17 protein-coding genes and 3 pseudogenes are annotated in these 22,273 nt (G+C 66.0%); 8 read left to right on the top strand and 12 right to left on the bottom strand.

The genetic code is table 11. The annotated features are described in order from the left end of the window. Window positions 1-178: 178 nt before the first annotated feature. From LRS12_RS19350 to LRS12_RS19340, 3 genes and pseudogenes are all read left to right on the top strand, one after another. A pseudogene (locus tag LRS12_RS19350) lies at window positions 179-1,653 on the top strand (circularly permuted type 2 ATP-grasp protein). Between the two features lie 5 nt (window positions 1,654-1,658). Further along, a pseudogene (locus tag LRS12_RS19345) lies at window positions 1,659-2,595 on the top strand (alpha-E domain-containing protein). After that, complete coding sequence (locus LRS12_RS19340; RefSeq protein ID WP_257846092.1) at window positions 2,595-3,398, top strand: transglutaminase N-terminal domain-containing protein; 804 nt, start codon at window positions 2,595-2,597, stop codon at window positions 3,396-3,398. Before LRS12_RS19345 ends, LRS12_RS19340 begins: the two are co-directional and overlap by 1 nt. Here the strand turns inward: LRS12_RS19340 and LRS12_RS19335 are convergent. The 3 genes from LRS12_RS19335 to LRS12_RS19325 all read right to left on the bottom strand — a co-directional run bounded on the left by LRS12_RS19335 (window position 3,395) and on the right by LRS12_RS19325 (window position 6,927). Continuing rightward, a complete protein-coding gene (locus tag LRS12_RS19335; protein WP_257846091.1) occupies window positions 3,395-4,576 on the bottom strand; it encodes a tetratricopeptide repeat protein in 1,182 nt (393 codons plus the stop codon). The genes LRS12_RS19340 and LRS12_RS19335 overlap by 4 nt on opposite strands. 64 nt (window positions 4,577-4,640) lie before the next feature. Then, window positions 4,641-5,435, bottom strand: coding sequence for an arginyltransferase (locus LRS12_RS19330; RefSeq protein ID WP_257846090.1), 795 nt, complete (start codon window positions 5,433-5,435; stop codon window positions 4,641-4,643). A gap of 247 nt (window positions 5,436-5,682) precedes the next feature. Beyond that, the gene (locus tag LRS12_RS19325; protein ID WP_257846089.1) at window positions 5,683-6,927 is read right to left on the bottom strand and encodes a threonine ammonia-lyase; all 1,245 of its coding nucleotides are present in this window, start codon (window positions 6,925-6,927) and stop codon (window positions 5,683-5,685) included. A gap of 137 nt (window positions 6,928-7,064) precedes the next feature. Between LRS12_RS19325 and LRS12_RS19320 the strand changes: the two are divergent. Then, a pseudogene (locus tag LRS12_RS19320) lies at window positions 7,065-8,739 on the top strand (amidohydrolase). 119 nt (window positions 8,740-8,858) lie between these two features. Here the strand turns inward: LRS12_RS19320 and LRS12_RS19315 are convergent. Then, window positions 8,859-10,610: a methyl-accepting chemotaxis protein gene (locus LRS12_RS19315; protein WP_257846088.1), complete on the bottom strand. Its 1,752-nt coding sequence runs from the start codon at window positions 10,608-10,610 to the stop codon at window positions 8,859-8,861. Between the two features lie 303 nt (window positions 10,611-10,913). Between LRS12_RS19315 and LRS12_RS19310 the strand changes: the two genes are divergently transcribed. The 3 genes from LRS12_RS19310 to LRS12_RS19300 all read left to right on the top strand — a co-directional run bounded on the left by LRS12_RS19310 (window position 10,914) and on the right by LRS12_RS19300 (window position 12,784). After that, a complete protein-coding gene (locus LRS12_RS19310) occupies window positions 10,914-11,732 on the top strand; it encodes a flagellin (protein ID WP_257846200.1) in 819 nt (272 codons plus the stop codon). Between the two features lie 169 nt (window positions 11,733-11,901). Next, window positions 11,902-12,315 carry a hypothetical protein gene (locus LRS12_RS19305; RefSeq protein WP_257846087.1) on the top strand — a complete coding sequence of 138 codons (414 nt, stop codon included), beginning with the start codon at window positions 11,902-11,904 and terminating at the stop codon, window positions 12,313-12,315. Window positions 12,316-12,457: 142 nt separating this feature from the next. After that, window positions 12,458-12,784, top strand: coding sequence for a hypothetical protein (locus LRS12_RS19300; protein ID WP_257846086.1), 327 nt, complete (start codon window positions 12,458-12,460; stop codon window positions 12,782-12,784). A 169-nt stretch (window positions 12,785-12,953) separates the two neighbouring features. Here LRS12_RS19300 and LRS12_RS19295 read toward each other — a convergent pair whose 3' ends face one another. The 8 genes from LRS12_RS19295 to LRS12_RS19260 form a co-directional block, all read right to left on the bottom strand. Then, window positions 12,954-14,249, bottom strand: coding sequence for a sugar MFS transporter (locus LRS12_RS19295; RefSeq protein ID WP_257846199.1), 1,296 nt, complete (start codon window positions 14,247-14,249; stop codon window positions 12,954-12,956). 114 nt (window positions 14,250-14,363) lie between these two features. Beyond that, window positions 14,364-15,224, bottom strand: coding sequence for a formyltetrahydrofolate deformylase (gene purU, locus LRS12_RS19290; RefSeq protein WP_257846085.1), 861 nt, complete (start codon window positions 15,222-15,224; stop codon window positions 14,364-14,366). Beyond that, window positions 15,221-15,745 carry a sarcosine oxidase subunit gamma gene (locus tag LRS12_RS19285; protein WP_257846084.1) on the bottom strand — a complete coding sequence of 175 codons (525 nt, stop codon included), beginning with the start codon at window positions 15,743-15,745 and terminating at the stop codon, window positions 15,221-15,223. Before LRS12_RS19285 ends, purU begins: the two co-directional genes overlap by 4 nt. Further along, window positions 15,738-16,361: a glycine cleavage T C-terminal barrel domain-containing protein gene (locus LRS12_RS19280; RefSeq protein ID WP_257846083.1), complete on the bottom strand. Its 624-nt coding sequence runs from the start codon at window positions 16,359-16,361 to the stop codon at window positions 15,738-15,740. The genes LRS12_RS19285 and LRS12_RS19280 overlap by 8 nt, the downstream gene beginning before the upstream one ends. After that, window positions 16,358-18,667, bottom strand: coding sequence for a 2Fe-2S iron-sulfur cluster-binding protein (locus tag LRS12_RS19275; RefSeq protein WP_257846082.1), 2,310 nt, complete (start codon window positions 18,665-18,667; stop codon window positions 16,358-16,360). The genes LRS12_RS19280 and LRS12_RS19275 overlap by 4 nt, the downstream gene beginning before the upstream one ends. Next, a complete protein-coding gene (locus tag LRS12_RS19270; protein ID WP_257846081.1) occupies window positions 18,664-18,951 on the bottom strand; it encodes a sarcosine oxidase subunit delta in 288 nt (95 codons plus the stop codon). Before LRS12_RS19270 ends, LRS12_RS19275 begins: the two co-directional genes overlap by 4 nt. Before the next feature lie 7 nt (window positions 18,952-18,958). After that, window positions 18,959-20,203: a sarcosine oxidase subunit beta family protein gene (locus tag LRS12_RS19265; RefSeq protein WP_257846078.1), complete on the bottom strand. Its 1,245-nt coding sequence runs from the start codon at window positions 20,201-20,203 to the stop codon at window positions 18,959-18,961. Window positions 20,204-20,289: 86 nt separating this feature from the next. Then, window positions 20,290-21,438, bottom strand: coding sequence for an MFS transporter (locus LRS12_RS19260; RefSeq protein WP_257846077.1), 1,149 nt, complete (start codon window positions 21,436-21,438; stop codon window positions 20,290-20,292). 158 nt (window positions 21,439-21,596) lie between these two features. Here LRS12_RS19260 and LRS12_RS19255 point away from each other — a divergent pair, with 158 nt between their 5' ends. Then, window positions 21,597-22,229: a TetR/AcrR family transcriptional regulator gene (locus LRS12_RS19255; RefSeq protein WP_257846076.1), complete on the top strand. Its 633-nt coding sequence runs from the start codon at window positions 21,597-21,599 to the stop codon at window positions 22,227-22,229. Window positions 22,230-22,273 lie beyond the last annotated feature (44 nt).

Below are 22,273 nucleotides of genomic sequence, written 5' to 3'. Positions count from 1 at the left end.
AATGTCGCCCCGCAGTCGCCTCCCCGCTCCAAACCCGTCGCCTCCCAGTCGCCTCACCCCAAAACACCCCCCCTTATCGTCAGCTTCGTCGGAACACCCCGCACCTGACCCCCTTGTGCATCGCAGCAAAGCATTGCAGCATGGAACTTGTCCGACACCTGGGCACTATGGAGGCTTGATGGGGAAAGGCCGCGCGTTCGACGAAATCTGGGGGCAGGGAGGTCCGGCAAAGCCGCGACCCGAATTCGCCGAACTTGCCCGCTGGATGGCCGACACCCCGCATGCCGAACTCCACCGCCGCCAGCAATCGGCCGAAGCGACTTTTCGCCAGCTCGGCATCACCTTCGCCGTCTATGGCGACACCGATGCCAGTGAACGGATCATCCCCTTCGACATCGTGCCGCGCATCTTCATGCACGACGAATGGGCGCGGCTATCCGAAGGGCTGATCCAGCGGGTCGAGGCGATCAACGCCTTCCTCCAGGACATTTATGGCGAGCGCCGCATCCTGAAAGAGGGCGTGCTGCCCCCGAGCTGGTGCTGACCAACCCGCAATTCCGCCCCGAGGTCGCCGGCATCCGCCCGCCGCACGACGTGTGGGCGCATATTTGCGGCATCGATCTGGTCCGCACCGGTCCGGACGAATTCTTCGTGCTGGAGGATAATGCCCGCACCCCGTCGGGCGTGTCCTACATGCTCGAAAACCGTGAAGCGATGATCCGCCTCTGCCCCGAACTGTTCCGCGATTTCCGCGTCGCGGCGGTCGACAGCTACAGCGACATGCTGCGCGAAACCCTGGTCTCGGTCGCCCCCGAACGGCGGCGCGGGGGAGAGCCGGTCGCGGTCGTCCTGACCCCCGGCCATTTCAACTCGGCCTATTACGAACACAGCTTCCTCGCCGACACGATGGGTGTCGAACTGGTCGAGGCCGCCGACCTGCTGGTCGATGACGATGTCGTCTATATGCAAACCATCGCCGGGCGGGTCCGCGTCGATGTCATCTATCGCCGCATCGACGACGATTTCCTCGACCCGCTGGTGTTCCGGCCGGATTCGATGCTCGGCGTCCCCGGCATCATGTCCGCCTATCGCGCCGGAAATGTCGCGCTGGTCAACGCCCCGGGCAACGGCATCGCGGATGACAAGGCGATCTACAGCTACATGCCGGAGATCGTGAAATTCTACTCGGGCGGCGAAGCGAAGCTGCCCAATGTCGAAACCTGGCGCTGCCGCGAGCCCGATGCGCTCAAATACACGCTCGACCATCTTCACGAACTCGTGGTCAAGCTGGTCGACGGTTCCGGCGGATACGGCATGCTCGTCGGCCCGACCGCATCGAAGAAGGAGATCGAGGCGTTCCGCGCCGCGCTGGTCGCCGAACCGCACCGCTATATCGCCCAGCCGACCCTCGCGCTGTCGACCGTGCCGACGGTGACTGAGACCGGCCTTGCGCCGCGTCACGTCGATTTCCGCCCCTTCGTCCTCACCGGCTCCGACGGCGTCCGCGTCGTTCCCGGCGGCCTGACCCGCGTCGCGCTGAAAGAGGGGTCGCTGGTCGTTAATTCCAGCCAGGGCGGCGGGACCAAGGACAGTTTCGTGCTGATGCCCGACGGGCCGGTGCAGGGACAGGAACAGACGCAGGTGGTCGGCTGATGCGCATGCTCTCCCGCACCGCAGCGTCGCTCTACTGGCTCGGCCGTTATGTCGAGCGCGCGGACTTCATCGCCCGGCTGGTCGAGGCAACCGTGCGCCTCGACGCCCTGTCCGCCCGCCCGGCGGGGGAGGCCGCCTGGGCGAGTGCACTGCGCGTGACGTACACCGAAGAGGCGTTCGCCGTGGCGCATCATTCGGTCAGCCAGCAGCCGGTGGCGCATTTCCTGACCCTCGACATGAGCCATTCGGGGTCGATCGTCCGCTGCCTCGAACAGGCGCGCAACAATGCCCGCGCTGTCCGTACCGCACTGACCCGCGAGGCATGGACCGCGATCAACCGCCTGTGGCTGCTGTTCGCCAAGCGCGTCAGCCCGGGCGGCACCGCGACCACGCTGGCGCTGGTCGAGGGGGTGATGGCCGAAGCGCGCGGGTTCGAAGGCGCGATCCACCGGATGATGGGCAATGAAGCTACGATGCTGATCCAGCTCGGCGCCGCGATCGAGCGCGCCGACAACACCGCGCGGCTGCTCGACGTGAAGTACCACTTGCTGTTGCCCGAGGGCGAGGCGGTCGGCGGCGTCGTCGACCGCGATCAGTGGACGACGATCCTCCAGACCGTGTCGGCAGTCACCGCCTATCGCTGGCTCTACAGCGACGGCCTCCGGCCCTCGAACGTCATCGACCTGTTGATCACTCGCGCCGAACTGCCCCCGCAGCCTCGCCGGATGCGTCGAGGAAGTGGTCGAGCAGCTCAACGCGCTCGCCAAGCGCACCGGCCTTCAGGGTGAGGCCGACCGCATGGCCCGCGCGCGCATTGCCCGGATGCAGAAGACCCGCGCGCACGAAGTGATCGTCAGCGGCCTGCACGAATATCTTCAGGCATTCATCCGTGAGAATGCGTTGCTCGACGCCGCCATTGCGCGGCAGTTCAGGTTCATCTGATGCGGCTCGCGATCGACCACCACACCCGCTACCGCTTCAGCACGCCGCAGCAGCGGCTGGTCCAGACACTACGCCTGACGCCGGGCGACACCCACGACCAGACCGTGGTGGACTGGCGCATCGACGTCGATTGCGATGTCCGGCTGCGCGACGCGATCGACGGGTTCGGCAATCATGTCACCATGCTCTATGCCGAGGGGCCGATCGCGGAGATTGCGATCAACGTGGCCGGACAGGTGCTGACCGTCGAGGCGGAGGGGGTGGTGCGCGGAAGCAACGAGCCGCTGCCGCCGCAATTGTTTCAACGGACCACGCAGCGCACGACCCCAAATGCGGAGCTTGCCGCACTGGCGCGCGATGCAGCGGCCGGCGGCGCGGCGCTCGACCAGCTTCATCGCTGGAACCTCGCGCTCGCCGAGCGCTTTCCAGAGGCCAAGGATCTGCCCGACACCGGGGCGAGCGCCGCGGAGGCTCTGCTGGCCGAACCCAATGCCCGCGACCTTGCGCATATCTTCATCGCCGGCGCGGTCTCCCTCGGCCTCCCGGCGCGCTATGTCTCGGGCTATCGCCAGTGCGGCGAGGGGACCTGCCCCGCGCATGGCTGGGCGGAAGCCTGGGTCGAGGGGCTGGGCTGGGTCGGCTTCGACCCCTCGGCGGGCATCAGCCCTGACGCCAATTATGTCCGCATGGCCACCGCCCTCGACTTCAACGGCGCTGCGCCTGTGGCGGGCATCCGACAGGGCGCGGGGATCGAGGATTTGTCCGTCGAGCTGCAGGTCGAAGCGATGAACGGCGACGCCTAACGCTTCGATATCCGCCAATTCACCGCCACCTTCTCGCGAAAGATCTCGGTGTAGTTGGCGAATTCCCGCGCCGCTCCGGGGGTGAAGCCGGTGCTCCGTGCCAGCCGGTCGAGCGGGAAGGCAATGCTGGCCGTGATATGGGCGATCGCCTCGCCCTCCTTGCCCGGCATCTGGCTGAGGCAGCGGGCAAGGCCAAGGCTGGCGACCGCGCCAATCCAGCTGCGCCGGTCGAGCAAGGCGGCATAGGCCGGCCGCAACACCGGCTCCGCCTCGCCGCATCGCCCCAGCCGGGCGAGCAGCGCGCCGCGATTGACCGCGATCATCTGGCGGATCTGGTTGGTCTCGGTGAAATGCGCCCGGGCAATCCGGTCGGCGCGTTCGACCGTCCCAACCGCCTCGGCATTGCGCTTCTCGAGTGTGTAGACCATCGCGAGATCGCTCAGAACACCGACGATCGCGGGGTGATCGGCGCCGCCTACCGCTTCAATGACGGCGATGACCTCGCGATAGCCCGCAGTCGCCTCGGCATAGCGCCGGGCCACCACCCACGTGAGCGCGAGCTGAATTTGTCCCATCACCCGCAATTCGATGAGTGCGGGTTCGGCCGCCGCCGCGATCACCGCCTTGGCCGCCGCCTCGGCTTCGGCGGTACGCTGAAGGGTCAGCAGTAGCTGCACCCGCTCAACCTCGACCCGCAGTCTGACTGGCAGGGTTTCCGGGCCAAGCGCCGCATACATGTCGAGCGCCTCGCGAAACCCGCGTTCGGCTTCCTCGAAATTGCCCGCGCCATATTCCACCTTGGCGGCAACCCAGCGCACGCCGGCGGTCTCGACCGGGTCCTGCGCCGCCTGTGCCAGAACCAGCGCCCGCCGCGCCATGTCGCGCGCGGCATCGTAATCGCGGACCGCGACCAGGGTCATCGACAACATGCCGAGCAGCCCCAGACAACGCAGCGGATCGTCGCCGCCGGGGACGCAACGTTCGATATAGGGGCGGGCCGTGCGCGTCATTTCGCGCGGGTCCTGTAACCGGATCGCGCGCTGCACCTCCTCGGGAAAGGTCGCGAGCACCGCCGCGATGGCATCTGCCTCGCTCACCACCTGGGGTTGCGGGGACGCATCCACCTGACCCGGAGCAAGTCCGGCCATCGCAGCCAGAATGACGAAAGACGACGCCATCACCCGTCCCCCCTCACTGCGCAGCGTGAAGCAGTGGGTTGGTCAGCGCAAGCGACGAGTCAGGTCAGGCGAAGGCGCGCAGCTTGAGCGACTGGGGCGCGGCGGGAGCCTCGGGCACCGTCGCGGAGGCATCTTCGGGCATCGGCGACCAGCCGTTCGGGCCGAGCACCTCCATCGGACGATAGCGCGTCTTGTACGCCATCCGCTCGCTGCCCTTCACCCAATAGCCGAGATAGACATAGGGCAGCCCGGCGCTGCGCGCGCGGACGATGTGGTCCATGATGATGAGATTGCCCAGACCCTGGCGCTCGGGATGGTCGGCGGCAAAGAAGCTGTAGATCATCGACAGGCCGTCGGCCTGCTGGTCGGTGATGCACGCGCCGACCAATGCGCCGCCCAGCTCCTCGGGCTCGCGATACTCGATGACATAGGTGCTGACCGGCGACTGCTCGACCATGTCGGCATAGTCGGTCTCATCCATCATCGTCATGCCGCCGCCGGGATGGCGCGCGCTGAGGTAGCGGCGCAGCAGCGCATATTGCTCCTCGGTCGCCCAGGGGCGGCAGGCGGTGACCGACAGGTCCGAATGACGGCGGATCAGCTTGCGCTGGGTCGCGTTGGGGCGGAATTGATCGGTGACGACGCGGACCGAGAGGCAGGCGTTGCACCCGACGCAACTCGGCCGATAGGCGACCGACTGGCTGCGGCGAAACCCGATCCGGCCCAGCGCGTCGTTCAGTTCGCCGGCATGCGGGCCATTGAGCTCGGTGAAGATTTTCCGCTCCTGCCGACCGGGAAGGTACGGGCAGGTCGAGGGGCTGGTCACGAAAAACCGTGGGAACCGGGTCAGTGCGGTCACGAATTTCAGCCCCTTCTTCGCCGATGTTCCAACTGGAACGGGGGCCATTATGAAGCGGTCGATTCGTCCTGAAAAGCGGATTTACCATGAAAATGGGTTAACGCCGCGCAAGTGATCTTAATGGGTTGCGCGGCCGCAGGACGTGCCACCGCTCCGTTATAGGCCAGCCGCGACTCGGCGGGAAAGGGCGCGCCGACTCGCTTCGCCGCACGTGCGATTCAATTCGTCCCTTTGTCGTGGATAAATGTCAGTCGAGTTCGACCATGCTGACCGCATAGCCAGCCGCCCGCAGCGCCGCCATCAGCCGGTCGAGATGCGCGCCGTCGCGGGTCTCGCACTCGATATCGGTGATCAGCCCCTTGGCGGGAAGCGAGGTGAATACGCGCTGGTGGTACACCTCGATGATGTTGACGCCCTGTTCGTGGAAAATGCGGCTGACATGGAACAGCGCGCCGGGGCGATCCTGCAACCGGATGCGCAGCCGCGCCAGGCGACCCGAGCGCGCGAGATCGCGCAGGAGCACGTTCGCCAGTAAACGCGTGTCGATATTGCCGCCGCACAGCACGACGCCGATGGTCTTGCCCGCGAACCGCTCCGGGTTCGACAGCAACGCAGCAAGTCCCGCCGCGCCTGCGCCCTCGACCACGGTCTTTTCGATCTGGAGCAACAGGCTGACCGATTCCTCCAGCTTGCGCTCGCTGACCAGCACGATGTCGTCGACCAGGGCCTCGACCACTTTCATGGTCAGGCCGCCCGGTTCGCGCACCGCGATCCCCTCGGCCAGCGTATCGCCACCGATCGGAAGGTCGGTGCCCTTGATCCGGTTGTACGCGGGCGGGAACAGCTCGGCTTCGACCCCGACCACCTCGATCGCGCGATCCGCTGCCTTGGCGACGGTCGCCATGCCGGAGATCAGCCCGCCGCCGCCGATCGGCACGATCAGCGTGTCGATGGCGGGCGCGTCGGCCAGCATCTCCAACGCCACCGTGCCCTGACCAGCCATGATCCGCGGATCGTCGAACGGATGGACGAAGGTATAGCCGTTCTTCGCCTCCAGCTGGCGCGCATGGGCATAGGCCTCGTCGAACGTCTCGCCCTCCAGGATCACGCTCGCGCCATGCCCCTCGGTCTGGGTGACCTTCACCGTCGGGGTCGGCTTGGGCATCACGATCGTGACCGGGATGCCCAGGCGGTTGCCGTGATAAGCCAGCCCCTGCGCGTGGTTGCCCGCCGACGCCGCGATCACGCCCTTTGCGCGCGCCGCATCGTCCAACTGCAACAGCGTGTTGAGCGCGCCGCGCTCCTTGTACGCCGCAGTGAACTGAAGGTTCTCGAACTTTAAATAGACCGTAGCGCCGGTCAGGTCCGACAGCGTCTTGCTGTGCAGCGTCGGCGTGCGCACGATCGACCCGCCAATCCGCTCCGCCGCCATCTGCACATCGGCCAGAGCGAGGGGAAGGGGAGTGGGGTCGGACGCAGCCTGAGTTGCCATTGTGAAACTTTCGCAATCCCGGAAACGCCGCCGGGCCGGTGGCGCGGCCCTAGACCATCTGGCGCGACGGGGGAACACCGCCTATTCGAAAGTCCCGCGAAGGCCAGCTTCACCTCGGCCCCGCATCGGAGACCCATGTGCGCCTTCCCGTTTCGCTCGCCCTGATCGCCGCGCTGCTCCTGCCATCCCCCGCACTCGCCGACGCGCTGGTCGACAATGTCGATGGCATGACGCTGAATGAGGAGGGGGAGGTGGTGCGCTTCACCGGCATCGTCATGTCGCCGGATGGCAAGGTCGTGAAGCTGCTCAAGCGCGGCGAGAAGCGGCCCGAACGTCCCGACTGGCGCGCCGACCTGAAGGGGCGCGTGGTCATCCCGGGCATGGTCGACGCGCATGGCCATGTCATGAGCCTCGGCTTCCGTGCGCTCGCACTCGACTTGTCGGCGACCAAGTCGCTGGCGGAGGCACAGGACGCGATCCGCCGCTATGCTGCCGAGAATACGACCCGCCGCTGGATCACCGGGGGGCGGGTGGAATCAGGAAGTGTGGGGCCTGGGCCGTTTCCCGACTGCAGCCGAGCTGGACGCCGCGACCGGCGAAGTCCCGACCTGGCTGGTCCGCGCCGACGGTCATGCCGGCTGGGCCAATAGCGCCGCGATGAAGGCGGCCGGGATTACCGCCGCGACCAAATCGCCCGCAGGTGGCCGGATCGAGCTGGTCGCGGGCAAGCCCGGCGGCGTGTTCGTCGATGCGGCGATGGAGCTGATTGAAAAGGCGCTGCCCCAGCCGACGCCGCGCGACCGCAACGCCGCCTTCGTCAAGGCGCAGGAGATCCTGTTGTCGATGGGCGTCACGGCCAGCGCGGACATGGGCACCAGCATCGACGATTGGCTGACCTATCGCCGGATGGGCGATCGCGGGCTGCTGCGGATGCGGATCATGTCCTATTCGGACGGGGTCGAAACCGCGCTGCGCGTCGGCGGCAGCGGCCCGACGCCGTGGCTGTATGACGACAAGCTGCGGATGGGCGGGATCAAGCTCTACACCGACGGTGCGCTCGGCTCGCGCGGGGCGTGGCTCAAGGCGCCGTATTCCGATGCACCGGGCAATAGCGGGCTGCCGTTCCTCACCGATGCGCAACTGTCGAACCTGATCGTGCGCGGCGCGATGGACGGGTTCCAGTTCGCGATCCACGCGATCGGCGACCGTGCGAACCAGCAGGTGCTCGACGCGATTGCCGAGGTCAGCGACACCTATAAGGGCGACCGCCGCTGGCGGATCGAGCATGCCCAGGTGGTCGATCCTGCCGACCTCGCCCGCTTCGCCAGGCTGGGCGTGATCGCGTCGATGCAGCCGGTCCACCAGAGCAGCGACCGCACGATGGCCGAGGCGCGGGTCGGCCTGGCGCGACTGGCCGGGGCCTATGCGTGGAAGTCGATGCTGACCAACGGCACGCGGATCGCGTTTGGCTCCGACTATCCGGTCGAAAGCCCGAATCCGTTCGAGGGTTGGGCGACCGGCTTCACCCGCCAAGACGCACAGGGCCAGCCGTTCGGCGGCTGGCGACCGGAGGAAGCGTTGACCCGCGAACGCAGCTGGCGCGCCTTCACGCTCGACGCGGCCTATGCCGGTTTCGCGGAAACGAAGTTCGGGCATCTCGCGCCCGGCATGCGTGCGGACTTCATCGTCATTGATCGCGATCCGCTGTTGGCTTCGCCGTCCGAGCTGCGCAAGGCCGTCGTGATCGAAACATGGGTTGGCGGCGAGCAGGTCTATCGGCGCGCGGGCAGCGACGCTTCTGGCGGGCGGTGAGCTAGTTACGCCAAAACCATTCGGCCCGCCCATCCGCCGCGCGACCTCGAGGGAGAGGGTCGCGCGACGAAGGGCGGGCCATTCGCGCTCTGGGATGGAAGCGCGAAAGGGGTAGGCGGCTATGCGGCCAGGTTCAGCGGGGCTGCCACGTGGCTTGCACCCGACACCGGTTGGAACGCGCTCGCATGCTCGGCAAGGCGGTCGGCCTCGGCGCTCAACGTGCGGGCGGCGGCAGAGGTTTCCTCGACCATCGCAGCATTCTGCTGCGTCGCGCTGTCGAGCGACTGGATTGCGCCCGATACTTCGCTGACCGCCGTCGCCTGCGACCGGCTGCCCTCGGCCATCGTGCCGAGCAGGCTGTTGACCTCCTCCACATCGGTGGCGATGCCGACCAGAGCGGAGTCGACGCGGCGCACCGCCTCGACCGCACCTTCGATATCGACCTGGGTTGCGGTCAGCTGTTCGCGGGCTTGCTTCGATTCCTCCTCGGCGCGCATCGCGAGCGCGGAGACGAGATCGGCGACGACCGCGAAGCCACGGCCTGCCTCGCCCGCGCGACCCGCCTCGACGGCGGCGTTCATCGCGAGGACGCGGGTCTGGAAGGCGATCTTGTCGAGGCCCTCGATGACGTCGTCGATGCCCTTGGCGCTGTCGGAGACGCGGGTCATTGCCTGCATCGCTTCCTCGGCGACCGAACGGCCCGAGACGACCGCGCCATGCGCGCGATCTGCGCGGGTGACGGTGTCGCCGGCTGCGACCGAAGCGGCGCGGACGCTGCCGTCGATCTGGGTGACGGCTGCAGCGGTTTCCTCGATCGACGCAGCGTTGCTCTCGGTGCGGCGGGCAAGGTCGTTGGTGGCGCTGGCGATTTCACTGGTTCCGGTGCGGATCGCCTCGACACTCTGGCTGACCGCATGGACCAGGTTGCGCAGACCCGCGATCGCGCTGTTATAGTCGTCGCGCAGGCCGCGATAGGCCGGAGCGACATCGGCGTCGATGCTGTGCGATACGTCACCCGCCGACAGCCGCTTGAGCGCGCCGCTCAGCAGGTCCACGATCTGCTTCTGCGCAGCATCGTTGGCGCGCTTGGCAACGTCGGCGGCTTCCTTGGCGATGGCCGCGTCGCGGAAGACGTGAAGCGCGCGGCCCATGTCGCCGATCTCGTCGCGGCGGTCGCCGGTCTCGGCTTCGACCGCATGATCGCCGGCGGCGAGGCGGCCCATCTTGCCGACCATGTCGGCCACCGGCTTCGCAATCGACCGGTTGAGCAGAAAGGCGAGCCCGCCCGACAGCGCCAGCATGATCGCGATGCCCAGGCCCAAGGTCCAGCGGACCCCGGCCCGCAGGCTCGCCTCTTGCGCATCGGCGGCTTCGACGCGCGCCTTCTGCGCGGCATCGAGTGCCTTGATCGCATCGCGGATGCGGGTGAGCTGCTTCTTGCCTGCCAGTTCCTGCGCCTCCACGCGGGTCGCCGGGTTGCGGGCCAGCGCAATTGTCGGCTCCAGCTTGTCCTTCTGCCACTCGGCGGTCGCGGCGGCATATTCGTCGATCAAGCCGTTGAAATCATGACCCTGCGACACGGTGCGGATTTCGTCCACTGCCACATTCACCTTGTCGCGATTTTCGACATAGGTCTCGTAAAACGCCGGCTGGCCCAGGATAGTGAAGCCGCGCACGGCGTTCATCTGTTCCAGCGTCAGATAGAGCAGGGTCTGGCTGGCGCGGGCGCCGGTATGGGCATTCGCTTTTTCGGTCTGCGCCGTCTCGAGTCCACCGATAGCGTTGACGATCAGCGCGCTGACGCCGCCAAAGGTGAGGAGGAGGACGAGGAAGGAAGCGGCGAGTTTGCGCCAGATCGGCCAGTTCTGCATCGGATTTCGTGCCTTTGATGGTGTCGCGGGGGGGATCGTCGAAGCGGTCCCGTGTCCACCCAATATAGACCCGGCCCGGCCCTTTCGGTCGGCATGTGCCCCGGAATCACGTGCTTAGGGGGCGCGGGGATTCCCGCTGCGGCGGCTTAACACCCTGCTAACCATCAATTTTGCCTGCTCGCGACCGGATCGGTGTCCGACCTCCCAAAATGCAAGGGCGGACCGCGCTGTGCGGGCCGTCGCTGGGCCTGCGTCTAGGACCTGGCTGCAGAAGCGGCCACTCTTTCCAGAAGGAATATGATCATGGGCTTTTCCGTTAACACCAACGTTGGCGCAATGGCGGCTCTCCAGAGCCTGAATTCGACCAACAAGTCCCTGGCTACCACCCAGAGCCGCATCAACACCGGCATGAACGTCGCGTCGACCAAGGACGACTCGGCCACCTTCGCAATCGCTCAGACGCTTCGCGGCGACATGGGCGGCCTGAAGGCGGTTGGTTCGTCGCTCAACCGTGCGAAGAGCACTGTTGACGTCGCGGTGGCCGGCGCCGAGCAGATCTCCGACCTCGTCAACCAGATGAAGTCGAAGGCTATCGAGGCGTCGGATGCGGGTCTGGATGCAAACAGCCGCACCGCACTGGCGAATGATTTCAATGGCCTCAAGGATCAGATCAACACTGTGATCGATTCCAGCGAGTTCAACGGAACCAATCTGCTCAAGGCGGCTGGCGGCACCGTCGCCGCGCTGCAGTCGACCGATATGGCCGCTGCGACGCTCGACGTTGCGAACCAGGACATGACTGCGGTCGTGACCGCGATCGGCGCCACCTTCACCGACGCCGCAACGGCGGAGACGATGGTCGGCACGCTCGAGACCCAGGCTGCTGCCATCAACACCAAGATGAGCACTCTGGGCGCTGCCTCGCGTAAGATCGAGGGCCAGCAGACGTTCGTCGGCAAGCTGTCGGACGTTATCGAGAGCGGCATCGGCAACCTCGTCGACGCCGATCTGGCGAAGGAATCGGCACGGCTCCAGGCGCTGCAGGTCAAGCAGCAGCTGGGCGTTCAGGCTCTGTCGATTGCCAACCAGGCGCCGCAGACGATCACGTCGCTGTTCCGTTAATATCATCTGCCCTGACAAAGGCGGGTCGGGATGCGCAAGCATTCCGGCCCGTTTTTTTGGTCTTGCCCCCACATGCCCACCGGCGGTGACCGATTCGTGCCTTTGATTTTTGCGACGAAATTCTCCGTATCTACACCCGTGTCAGTGATGACCTTTCTATAACATTCGCATGGTAACCAGCGCCCCCCGCATTCGTGAGATTATCGACGCCACCGGCATTCGCCTTCGTGTGACGATCGAAACCGGGGCACGCGGCCCGTCGATCCGTCTCGGCCGCCCCGACCTCGACGCCGAAGTCCGGCTCGACGTGCATGGCGCGGACCTGCTCTGCGGCTATCTGGTCGCCGCGCGTCTTGCGGGACGCCAGCAGCTTCCCGACGAAAGTTCGTTTGGTCCGCTGCCCGCGATCTTCAGCCTGACGCACGACCCGGTGGTCCGGATCGAGGTGCGCCGCCATCTGCTCGACGATGCGTTGCTGACCATCCCCGCGACGATGTGGGACCGGCTTTATGCCGAACTGTGCATCGTCGGTGCGCATGCCCGCGCGCTCGGTTGCCTGTCTGCGACCAGCGCCGCTGCCTGACCGGGGGCAGAAAAGACGCGCCCGCGCGACCGGAACCCACCCCGTATTACTACGATAGGTAATCGCGCAGTATTTCGCTCCGGCAACGAAACCGGCATTTGGTTAGCGAGATACTAGCGCTCGAGGACAGGGAACGAGCTGGATGGATCCGCGTGAAACGCACAAGCTGAAGAATGATCCTGACCGCCGCGCGTGGGGGATGGGTCCGCAGCCCGAGTTTCGTGTGTCTGTTACGCTGACGCTGTCCGACGCCGATCGCCTGTGGCACGCCGCGCGTGAGCGTCTGCTCGCTGCACCGGGCGGCTGCGAGGCGATGGTCGAGGAGACGATCGGTCCGGTCGAAGCGCCGCAGCTCGCCGATTGCGTCGCGCTGCTTTGTGCGCCCTCGTTGGTGCCGGGATGTTCGGTCGACGATTACTGGGTCGACGCGATGCCGGGTCTGCCCGGCCAGGACGCGATCGCGGCCTGACATGAAATTGGGGGCGTGCACATTGCACACCCCCCGCGATATCCCCCGAAGAAGGGGCCGGTGCGATCCCTCCGCCGGCCCCTTCGATCGTTTTGGATCAGCTGTGGTGCCAGACAGCTCCCTTTCTCGGCACGGCGGCCGGAGCAGGGAGCTGCTGCAACCTCGACCCTTATCCAGCCACCGGCCCGTCATAGGGGCGACGGGCATAGTAGCCGAAGCCCGCGATGACCGCGTAGCACAACGCCGGAAGCGCAAAGGCGATGGCCAGGCTTCCGGTCATATCGGCGATCGCGCCCGTGGCGAGCGGGATCACCGCACCGCCAAAGATCGCGATATTGATGATCCCCGACCCGTCCGCCGCACGGCTGCCCAGCCGTTCCGACGCCAGCGCGAAGATTGTCGGGAACATGATCGAGTTCATAAGGCCGACTGCGAGTAGGCTGTAGCCCGAGACGTTGCCGTCTGTATTGGTCGAGATCAAAATCAGTGCGACCGCGCCGATCGCACAGAATGCCAGCAGCTTGCCCGGGCTGATCACGCGCATCAGGCCCGATCCGATGAACCGCCCGACCATCGCGCCGCCCCAGTAAAAGCCGATCAGCTTTCCGGCGGCTTGCTCTGGCAACGCCATCACGCCCGGCTGCATCAGATAGTTGACGATCAGCGATCCGATCGACACCTCGGCACCGACATACAGGAAGATGCAGAGTGCGCCGAAGCCGAAGCGCGGGCGACCTAGCAGGTCCAATCCCGCAAGGCCCGCGCTGGCCTCGTGCCGCTCGCCCTTCAGGCGATTTCGGAACAGCCAGACTGCGCCCGCGACCACCGCGAGCGCGGCGGCGATGCCGAGATATCCGTGCATGATCGCCTTGCTTTCAGCGACGCGATAAGCCTCCAGATCGGAGCCCGACAGTTGATCGGCGGTAACCGTGGCAAGGCTGCCCAGGATCAGGATCGACCCGACGATCGGAAAAATCGTGGTGCCCAGTGAGTTGAACGCCTGAGCGAAGGTCAGACGGCTATGCGCCGTTTCCGGCTTGCCCAACAGCGAGATCAGCGGATTTGCGACGACCTGAACGATCACCACCCCGCTCGCCAGCACGAACAGCGCGCCGAGGAACAGGCCATAGGTCGCGGTCTGCGACGCGGGAATGAACAGCAGGCAGCCGACCATCATGATGACCAGCCCCGCCACTGCGCCGCGCATATAGCCCAGCTTCTTGACCAGCTTGGCGCCCGGAATGCCGATCACCAGATAGGCGGTGAAGAAGCAGAACTGGATCAGCATCGCCTGGGTGTAGTTGAGCGTGAACAGCTCTTTCAGCTTGGGAATGATCACGTCGTTGAGCGATGTGATGCCGCCGAAGATGAAGAACAGCGCGAAGACGAAGACCTGAAGGTCCGGGGCATTGACCCCCTGTGTGCTCGCATCGCCCGGTTGCGGGTCGGTCGAGCTAATATCCATGATGGGTGCGGCCAATGGCCCTCTCCTGATAACGTTGTCAGCTGGCCGAGATGTTTAACGCGGCAAGCGCGAAAGGCGAGGGGAAACTGCTCTGCGCAACAGTCGAATGCGTCTTCAGGTGAGCACGACCGTCTGGCTCCCGTTGCCGATCACGCGGTGCTCGGCGTGCCAGCGGACGGCGCGGGAGAGCACCGATGCCTCCACCTCGCGGCCGATCGCGACCATCTCGTCGGCGGTTGTCGCGTGGCTGACGCGGCGCACGTCCTGCTCGATGATCGGGCCCTCGTCGAGGTCTGCGGTCACGTAATGCGCGGTCGCACCGATCAGCTTGACCCCACGCGCCTTGGCCTGGTGATAGGGCTTCGCGCCCTTGAAGCTGGGCAGAAAGCTGTGGTGGATGTTGATGCACCGTCCGTCGATGCGCGCCGCAAAATCGTCCGACAGAATCTGCATGTAGCGGGCAAGCACGGTCAGTTCGGCCCCGCTGTCACCGATGATATCGAGGAATCGCCGCTCCTGCGCCGCCTTGTCGGCGCGGTCGACGGGCAAGTGATGATAGGGGATTCCGTGCCATTCGACATAGTCGCGCTCCTGATCGTGGTTGGACACGACCCCGACGATGCGGATGGGCAGCGCGCCGATCTCGACCTTGTGAATCAGGTCGATCAGGCAATGGTTGAACTTCGACACCGCGATCAGCACCGGCATCGGTTCGGCGATGTCATGGACTTCCCAGTCCAGCGCCAGCGTCGCGATTACCGGGGCGAGGTGGAGGGACAGGTCGGCAATCACCGCCCGGTCACTCGCCAGTTCGGTCCGGACGAAGAAGATGCCGCTGTCAGGATCGCCATAGATCGCCGCTTCGCGAATGTCCCAGCCATTGGCCGCCAGCAGCGACGAGACGCCGGCAAGGATGCCCGGCTGGTCGGGACAGCGGAAGCGGAGCACGCAGCGTGTACAGTGTGCAAGGGTCATTGCGCCTTCCAGTCGCTACGCGCGATCAGTTCGAGCAGATAGGGCGCATAGCTCTGGTCGGCGATCAGCAGATAGGTGGGCGAGTCATCGGTGCGGACGAGGAATATGCCGATATCGCCGAAGCGGGTGCGAAGTGCGGAGCCCGTCGTCATGGCCGCATCGCGCAGATCGAGCGCGGTATAGGCAGCCAGGCAGGCGGTCGCCGCGGGTCCGTTCAGGCGGAATGCGATCACCCCATGGGTCAGGTCGAGACACAGCGCGGTCTGGTCGCACATTGTCGCTTGAATTCGGCTGAGGTGCGGTCCGGCCTCGCCGCTGCTGTCGGTCAGCAGCCATTCGCCGGGTGCGATGGACGCAAGAGCGACACTGTCCCTTGCGCTGAAGCAATTCCTGGCTGGAGCGGGCACGCCAAACAGTGCGGCAAGCCGAGCCTCTGCGTCAGGCGCGTCGCGAATCTGAATCTTGACCAGTGTCAGCGCGCGGTCGATCCGACACCATGCGGGCAGGATGGGATCAGACATCGAGCCGCGCTCCTTCGGGGTCGTAGCTGCAGACCGGCGCGATGCGGGCCTCGCGCCAATTGTCGAGATCCCAAATGCGGACGCTTTCGCCCATTCGCGCCTGTCCCCGCACTATCATTGCCAAGGCCAGCGGCTTGCCGAGCGTCGGCGACCGGATGCTCGATGTCACCCAGCCGTCACCGGGCTGTAACCGCGTCGCTCCCGCGGGCAGCACATGCGCGCCGATGGGAAGAGGTGCGGGGTTGTCGTCGCTCACGGTGAGGCCGACGAAGACGCGGCGATCGTCGCGCAGCCCGTCCGGGCGGTTTGCAGAGCGGCGGCCGACAAAGTCCGTCGGCTTGTTCCGCATGATCTCGCCAAAGCCGATATCCTGCGGCAGCGTCGTGCCGTCGGTGTCCGCCCCGATATGGAGATAGCCTTTCTCGATCCGCATGGTCATCAGCGCCTCGACCCCGAACGGAGTGATCCCCTCGGGGGCGCCAGCGGTCTCCAGTGCGTCCCACAGCACTGCTGCCTTGCGCCACGGGACCGCAAGCTCGAATGACAGTTCTCCTGTGAAGCTGACCCGCGCGATGCGGGCCGCAATGCCCCCAACAACACCCTGCTTTGCGGTCATGTGGGGAATCCCTCGCGCGACACATCCATGCCGCCCCCCAGCCGCTCCAGCACGGCGCGCGACCGGGGGCCGACGATGTTGGCGACCGCCCAGCAGGTGGTGACATTCTCGACCAGCACGCGCAGATGCGTCCATTCGCACTGCAGCCATTCGCGGAACAATTCGGTGACGGCGGCGGCGTGGCCGCTGGTGGTGCCGACCAGGAAATGATCCTCGGCGATCCGCGTCACCACGCCATCGTCGAACACCACCCCATTCTCGGTCAGCAGGATCGCATAGCGGCAGCGTCCGGGCTTCAGCGTGCCGATGCGGTTGACATACATACGGTCGAGAAATTCGGCGGCGTCGGGGCCTTTGACCTCGATCTTGCCCAGCGGCGAGGCTTCGAACAGCCCGACTCCGCTCCGCACATGCACCACCTCGCGGTGGACGGCATCGGCCTCGGTCTCGCCGGGGCGCAGATAGGCGGCGGGGCGCATCCAGCCGCCATATTCCTCGAACGCCGCGCCCTGCGCCGCGTGCCAGTCTCGCATCGCCAGATGGCGGCGGGGACGCAGGCCGTCTCCGATGCGGTGGCCGGCAAGGACGCCGAACGGGATCGGGTCATAGGGCGGGCGGAATTTGGTGGTGCCGATCGCCTCGATCGGCTTGCCCAGCAAATCGCTCAAAATGCCGATGCCGTTGACGTTGGACGTCTTGCCCTGATCGGATGCCATCCCGAGCGTGGTGTAGCGTTTGAGATGCTCGACCGACCGGAAATTCTCGCGCGCGGCGAGTGCGATATCGGCTGCGGTCACGTCGTTCTGGAAATCGACCCATGAAGCGTCGTCGGGAGTGTCGTGTTCGGAGATCGACCACAGGGGCGGATGGCGGGACTCCAGGGTGCGCTCCGCCTTCGTATTGCGCGCGGTGGCAACAGTTGCGTCGGTCTGGAGCTCGCCCGCCGCGCCACCGATGCTGAGCTGTGCGCTGGAGCGTTCGGGAACGAAGCTGTGGAGGCCGGGATCGAGCTTGAGCCGCCCGCCGCCCTGCGAATGCAGATGCACCGCCGGGCTCCATCCGCCCGACATCAGCAACAGGTCGCACGATAGCGTCACCGTCTCGCCGACGATCCGCCCGCCGGGAAAGACTCGCCCGAGCCGCACCGCGCGGACGGCGTTTCGCCCGATCGCTTCCGCCGGGGCAGTGCGCAGGTGGATGGCGATGCCCAGCGCCTCGGCGCGCGCGATCAGCGGCTGGGGAGGGGAGGGGCGTGAATCGAGAATGGCTGTGACCGTCGCACCCGCCCCGGCCAGATCGAACGCAGCGTGCCACGCGCTGTCGTTGGTTGTCGCCACGACGATCTCGCGCCCCGCCACCACGGCGTAGCGATGGAGATAGGCGCGGGCGGCACCTGCCAGCATGACGCCGGGGCGGTCATTCCCCCGGAACACCAGGGGCCGCTCGATCGCGCCCGTGGCCAGAATCAACCGGTCCGCGCGGACCCGCCACAGCCGCTGGCGCGGGCCGGTACGTTCGGCGATGGGCAAGTGATCGGTCAGCCGCTCGCACAGCGCGACGAGCCCGTGATCATAATGGCCGGTCGCCAGCGTGCGGTTCATCAGCGTGACGTTGGGCAGCGCGGCGAGCGTGCGCAGCGTCTCCGCGATCCACTCTTGCGCGGGTCGACCCTCGACGCTCTCGCGCGTGCCCGCCAGCCGCCCGCCCCAATGCGCGCCGCCGGTTACGAGCATCACAGACCGGCCCGATGCTGCGGCATGTTGCGCGGCGGCAAGCCCGGCAACGCCCCCGCCGACGATCAGCACGTCGGTATGCGCCGCGGCCTGCGCATAGCGGTCGGGGTCGGGGGTTTGCGGCGACGCGCCAAGGCCCGCAGCTTTGCGGATCAGCGGCTCGAACAGCCGCCAGCTCGGCCAGATGAAGGTCTTGTAATAGAAGGCCGCCGGAATGAAGCGCTTGAACGCGCCGTTCACCGCCATCAGGTCCAAGTGCAGACTGGGCCAGGCGTTGACAGGTGCGGCTTCCAGTCCGGCATACAGCTCCACATAGGGTGCCTTGAGGTTCGGGCTGGCCTGTGCGCCCTGTTCCAACTGGACGATGAAGTTGGGTTCGTCGAGCCCGGCGGCGATCAGTCCGCGGGGACGGTGATATTTGAAGCTGCGCCCCACCATCCGGACGCCCGATGCCAGCAATGCCGACGCAAGCGTGTCGCCGGCATAGCCGCTATAGCTCCGCCCTTCCCACCGGAAGTTTAGCGGACGGCTGCGGTCGATCGCACCGCCCTGCGCGAGGCGATAGCCGCTCATCGCTGCCCCTCCGGCACTGGGCGGGGATCGGTGATGCCGTACACGGCGGTGATGCGATGCGTCACCGTGTCGCGCGCGACGTTGAACCACAGGCCGCAGCCAAAGCGGTGGTGCCAGCGCTCGAAGCTCGCCCCCTGCGCATTGTCGCGGTGGAACAGATAGTCGGCCCAGTCCGCGTCGTCGGTCGCCTGCGGATCTTGCGGGCGCACGATCGGGCTTTCGCCACCGCAGCGAAATTCATGCTCCGCGCGCGGGCCGCACCAGGGACAGTCGATCAGCAGCATGGGACCCTCAATGCGCGATGCCGGATGCGGCGGATTCATCGATCAGCGCGCCCGTGCGGAAGCGATCGAGCGAAAAGGGGGCGGCCAGCGGATGCGCCGCGCCGGTCGCCATGTGGTGGGCGAGGCAATATCCGCCGCCGGGGATCGCCTTGAACCCGCCGGTCCCCCAGCCACAGTTGAGGTACAGACCCTTGATTGGGCTTTCGCCCAGGATCGGAGTCGAATCTGGCGTCACATCGACGATACCCGCCCATTGCCGCAGCAATCGGACGCGCGAGAAGTGCGGGAACAGGTCGATCAGCCCCGCCGCTGTATGCTCCAGCACCGGCAGACTGCCGCGCTGGGCATAGGAGGGGAACAGGTCGAGCGCGCTGCCGATCACCAACTCGCCCTTGTCAGACTGGCTGAGATAGGTCCCGGTCGACGGCGCGAGGACCACCGTGTCGAGCACGGGCTTCAGCGGTTCCGACACAAACGCCTGTAGCGCGTACGACACGATCGGCAGCCGAAACCCGGCGCGTTTCGCCAGCACGCTGCTGTGCCCCGCCACCGCCATGCCGACGCAATCGGTGGCGATGTCGCCTCGGCTGGTGCGCAGGCCGACGATCCGGCCTTCGCGCAGATCGAACCCGGTCACTTCGCAATTCTGGATGATGTCCACGCCAAGCGCGTCGGCGGCGCGGGCATAGCCCCACGCGACGGCATCGTGGCGGGCGGTGCCGCCACGCGGCTGGAACAGCCCGGCGACGATCGGAAAGCGGGGGGAGGGGTTCAGGCCGGGAACGCGCCCCTGGACCGCGTCGCTGGAATGAAGCTCGGCATCGACGCCGTTGAGCCGCATCGCGTTGACCGACCGGCGCAGCATCTCGACCCCATGCCGGTCATGGGCAAAGCTCCACATGCCGCGTTGCGAGAACATGATGTTGTAGTTGAGCGTGCGCGACAGTCCTTCGTACAGGCTCAGTGAGAAATCGTAGAAGCGCGCGCTTCCGGGGAAGAAATAGTTCGAGCGGATCACCGTGGTGTTGCGCCCGGTGTTGCCGCCGCCGATCCATCCGCGCTCGATCACCGCGACATCGCGAATGCCGTGATGGGCCGCGAGATAGTAAGCAGTCGCCAGCCCATGCCCGCCGCCGCCGATGATCACCGCCTGGTAGCGTTTGCGCGGCTCTGCGTCGCGCCATGCGGGCGTCCAGTTGCGTTGCCCTGTGAAGCCCGCGCGCAGGAGTGACCACGCCGAATATCGTGTCACTTGCGCTGCTCCCCCTGTTTTCCGCGAAGCCGACGCATAAATACACAAGTGTATTTATGCGTCGGGGCGATTGCCGATTTTTGCTGTCAGGCGGGGGCGACCTGCGGATTGGCGAGCCGCCGCGCGACCAGCGGCATGCACAGCGGGATAGTCAGGATGCAGCACAGAAAGCCGAGAATCCCCAACGTCGAATAGGAGCCGAAATCGGCGACCAGCCCGCCGATCGGCGCGCCGATGGCAAAGGCGAAGCGCTCCCAGCCGCCACCCATCGTCCCGGCGCGGCCCGACGGATCGATCGCTGCGGCGACGCCCAGAAAGACCGAATATTGGTACATGTAGAAGATCCAGTAGGTCAGCACCCCGATCGCGAACGTGACCGCCCCGGTCGCGAATCCCATCAGCAGGCACGAAATGCCGGTGCCGATCAGTCCGACCATCATCGACGCGATGCGCGGCGCGCGTCCGCCCAGCCATGCGGCAACGACCGTTCCCGCGATGCCGCAAAGCGCGCTCAACGACAGGATCGTGGCGGTGGTAGTGGGCGCGATCTCCAAACCCTTGGCGATCCGCTCGGCAAAGCTCCACAGCGCCCCGGTTCCGAGCGAATAGCCCGCCCACATCAGCATCAGCGCGAGGACCGCCGGCTGGCGGAGCAGGCCAGCGGCGTCGATCGCGGGCAGTTCTGCACGCGCACGGAATGCCAGCATCATCGGCATGGTGACGAGGATTGCGAGCGCGACAGCGAGGAAGGCACCCATCCGGCCCAGATAGATGCTCGCCATTGGCATCACGAACATCAGCGCGACGACATAGGCGACCGCGCCGCCATTGCCGATCGCATAGACCCGGTCGGGGTTAGCCGCAGTCGAGCCGCCGGTGATCGTCGCGGCGAAGACGAGCCCATATCCTGTCCCCGCCAGCGCAGCGAAGAACAGCAACAACGGGAAGGAGCCGGGCATGAAGTACATCGCCACGTGCGCGCCGAGCGCCAACGTCGCGCCGACCATTGCGACGGTCACCGATCGCGCGCGATGGATGAAGGGGGCCAGCGCGATCATCGACAGCGCCAGTGCGCCGATCTGAAAGAATCCGAACAACCCTGCCTCGCGCCCGTTCAGACCCAGATCCATCAGCGCGCCGACCTGAAGCGGCATGGTCGAGGTGCCGATATGCGCGATGCCGTTGCCGATCACGACGGCGGCGATCAATGCGAGGCTGTCGGTCTTGCGTGCCACCCTGTTCTCCCCGATCGCGCAGTTCGGCAGGCCAGCCACGCGAATTTCGAACAAGAAATACATCTATGTATTGACATGTCCAGCCTCTCCGCACAGCGGGCAGCGCGAACCGGAGGCGGCGATTGACCGTGCGCGTAGTTATCCGGCAATGAGGCACTATGGCTGAGAAGAAATCGACGGCGACCAAGACAGGGGCGGGTGCTGGAAAGACGGGGCGAACATGGCGTCGTACTCCGCCGCCCGAACATACGCCCTCAACTCAGGAATGGATCGATATCGCACGGCGCACCTTGATTGAGGACGGAATCGTAAGCGTGAAGATCGACCGGCTCGCCAAGACGGTTGGTGTGACCCGTGGCGGGTTTTACTGGCGGTTCAAGGATCACACCGAATTGCTGGGCGCGCTGCTCAAGGATTGGCGGGCGAGTAATACACAACCCATGCTAGACGTTCTTGCCGCGCCGGGAACGGTCGCAGAGCGCTTGTCGCGGTTGGCGCATCTGTACATCTCCGAGCAGGGATTTAGCCCGGCCTATGACCGGGCGGTGCGTGCCTGGGCCAATTTGTCCGCAGAGGTCGAGGAGGTCGTGCAGGAGGTCGACGCGATCCGCATCGACGCGATCCAGGCCGTATTCGCCGAGGGCGGGTATGACGAGGACGATGCGATGATCCGCGCGCGCATCGTCTATTTCCACCAGGTCGGATATTATGCGACGGGGCTCAAGGAATCGCTCGAGCAGCGGCAGGATCTCATTCGTCGCTACGTAAGGGTTTTCACGGGCGCAGACTGAACTAGACCCAACGCCCCGTCCCGGATTTCTGTTTCGCATCCGAC

This window comes from Sphingomonas sp. J344 (assembly GCF_024700005.1).
GTDB lineage: Bacteria > Pseudomonadota > Alphaproteobacteria > Sphingomonadales > Sphingomonadaceae > Sphingomonas.
Note: the sequence above shows the minus strand (reverse complement) of the source record. Positions and strands in the feature narration are given on the sequence as shown.

Excerpts from the sequence above, each read along its gene's own strand:
- LRS12_RS19340 (WP_257846092.1), top strand. The coding sequence starts at position 2,595 with ATGCGGCTCGCGATCGACCACCACACCCGCTACCGCTTCAGCACGCCG.
- LRS12_RS19335 (WP_257846091.1), bottom strand. The coding sequence starts at position 4,576 with ATGGCGTCGTCTTTCGTCATTCTGGCTGCGATGGCCGGACTTGCTCCG.
- LRS12_RS19325 (WP_257846089.1), bottom strand. The coding sequence starts at position 6,927 with ATGGCAACTCAGGCTGCGTCCGACCCCACTCCCCTTCCCCTCGCTCTG.
- LRS12_RS19315 (WP_257846088.1), bottom strand. The coding sequence starts at position 10,610 with ATGCAGAACTGGCCGATCTGGCGCAAACTCGCCGCTTCCTTCCTCGTC.
- LRS12_RS19310 (WP_257846200.1), top strand. The coding sequence starts at position 10,914 with ATGGGCTTTTCCGTTAACACCAACGTTGGCGCAATGGCGGCTCTCCAG.
- LRS12_RS19305 (WP_257846087.1), top strand. The coding sequence starts at position 11,902 with ATGGTAACCAGCGCCCCCCGCATTCGTGAGATTATCGACGCCACCGGC.
- LRS12_RS19300 (WP_257846086.1), top strand. The coding sequence starts at position 12,458 with ATGGATCCGCGTGAAACGCACAAGCTGAAGAATGATCCTGACCGCCGC.
- LRS12_RS19295 (WP_257846199.1), bottom strand. The coding sequence starts at position 14,249 with ATGGATATTAGCTCGACCGACCCGCAACCGGGCGATGCGAGCACACAG.
- purU (WP_257846085.1), bottom strand. The coding sequence starts at position 15,224 with ATGACCCTTGCACACTGTACACGCTGCGTGCTCCGCTTCCGCTGTCCC.
- LRS12_RS19285 (WP_257846084.1), bottom strand. The coding sequence starts at position 15,745 with ATGTCTGATCCCATCCTGCCCGCATGGTGTCGGATCGACCGCGCGCTG.
- LRS12_RS19280 (WP_257846083.1), bottom strand. The coding sequence starts at position 16,361 with ATGACCGCAAAGCAGGGTGTTGTTGGGGGCATTGCGGCCCGCATCGCG.
- LRS12_RS19275 (WP_257846082.1), bottom strand. The coding sequence starts at position 18,667 with ATGAGCGGCTATCGCCTCGCGCAGGGCGGTGCGATCGACCGCAGCCGT.
- LRS12_RS19270 (WP_257846081.1), bottom strand. The coding sequence starts at position 18,951 with ATGCTGCTGATCGACTGTCCCTGGTGCGGCCCGCGCGCGGAGCATGAA.
- LRS12_RS19255 (WP_257846076.1), top strand. The coding sequence starts at position 21,597 with ATGGCTGAGAAGAAATCGACGGCGACCAAGACAGGGGCGGGTGCTGGA.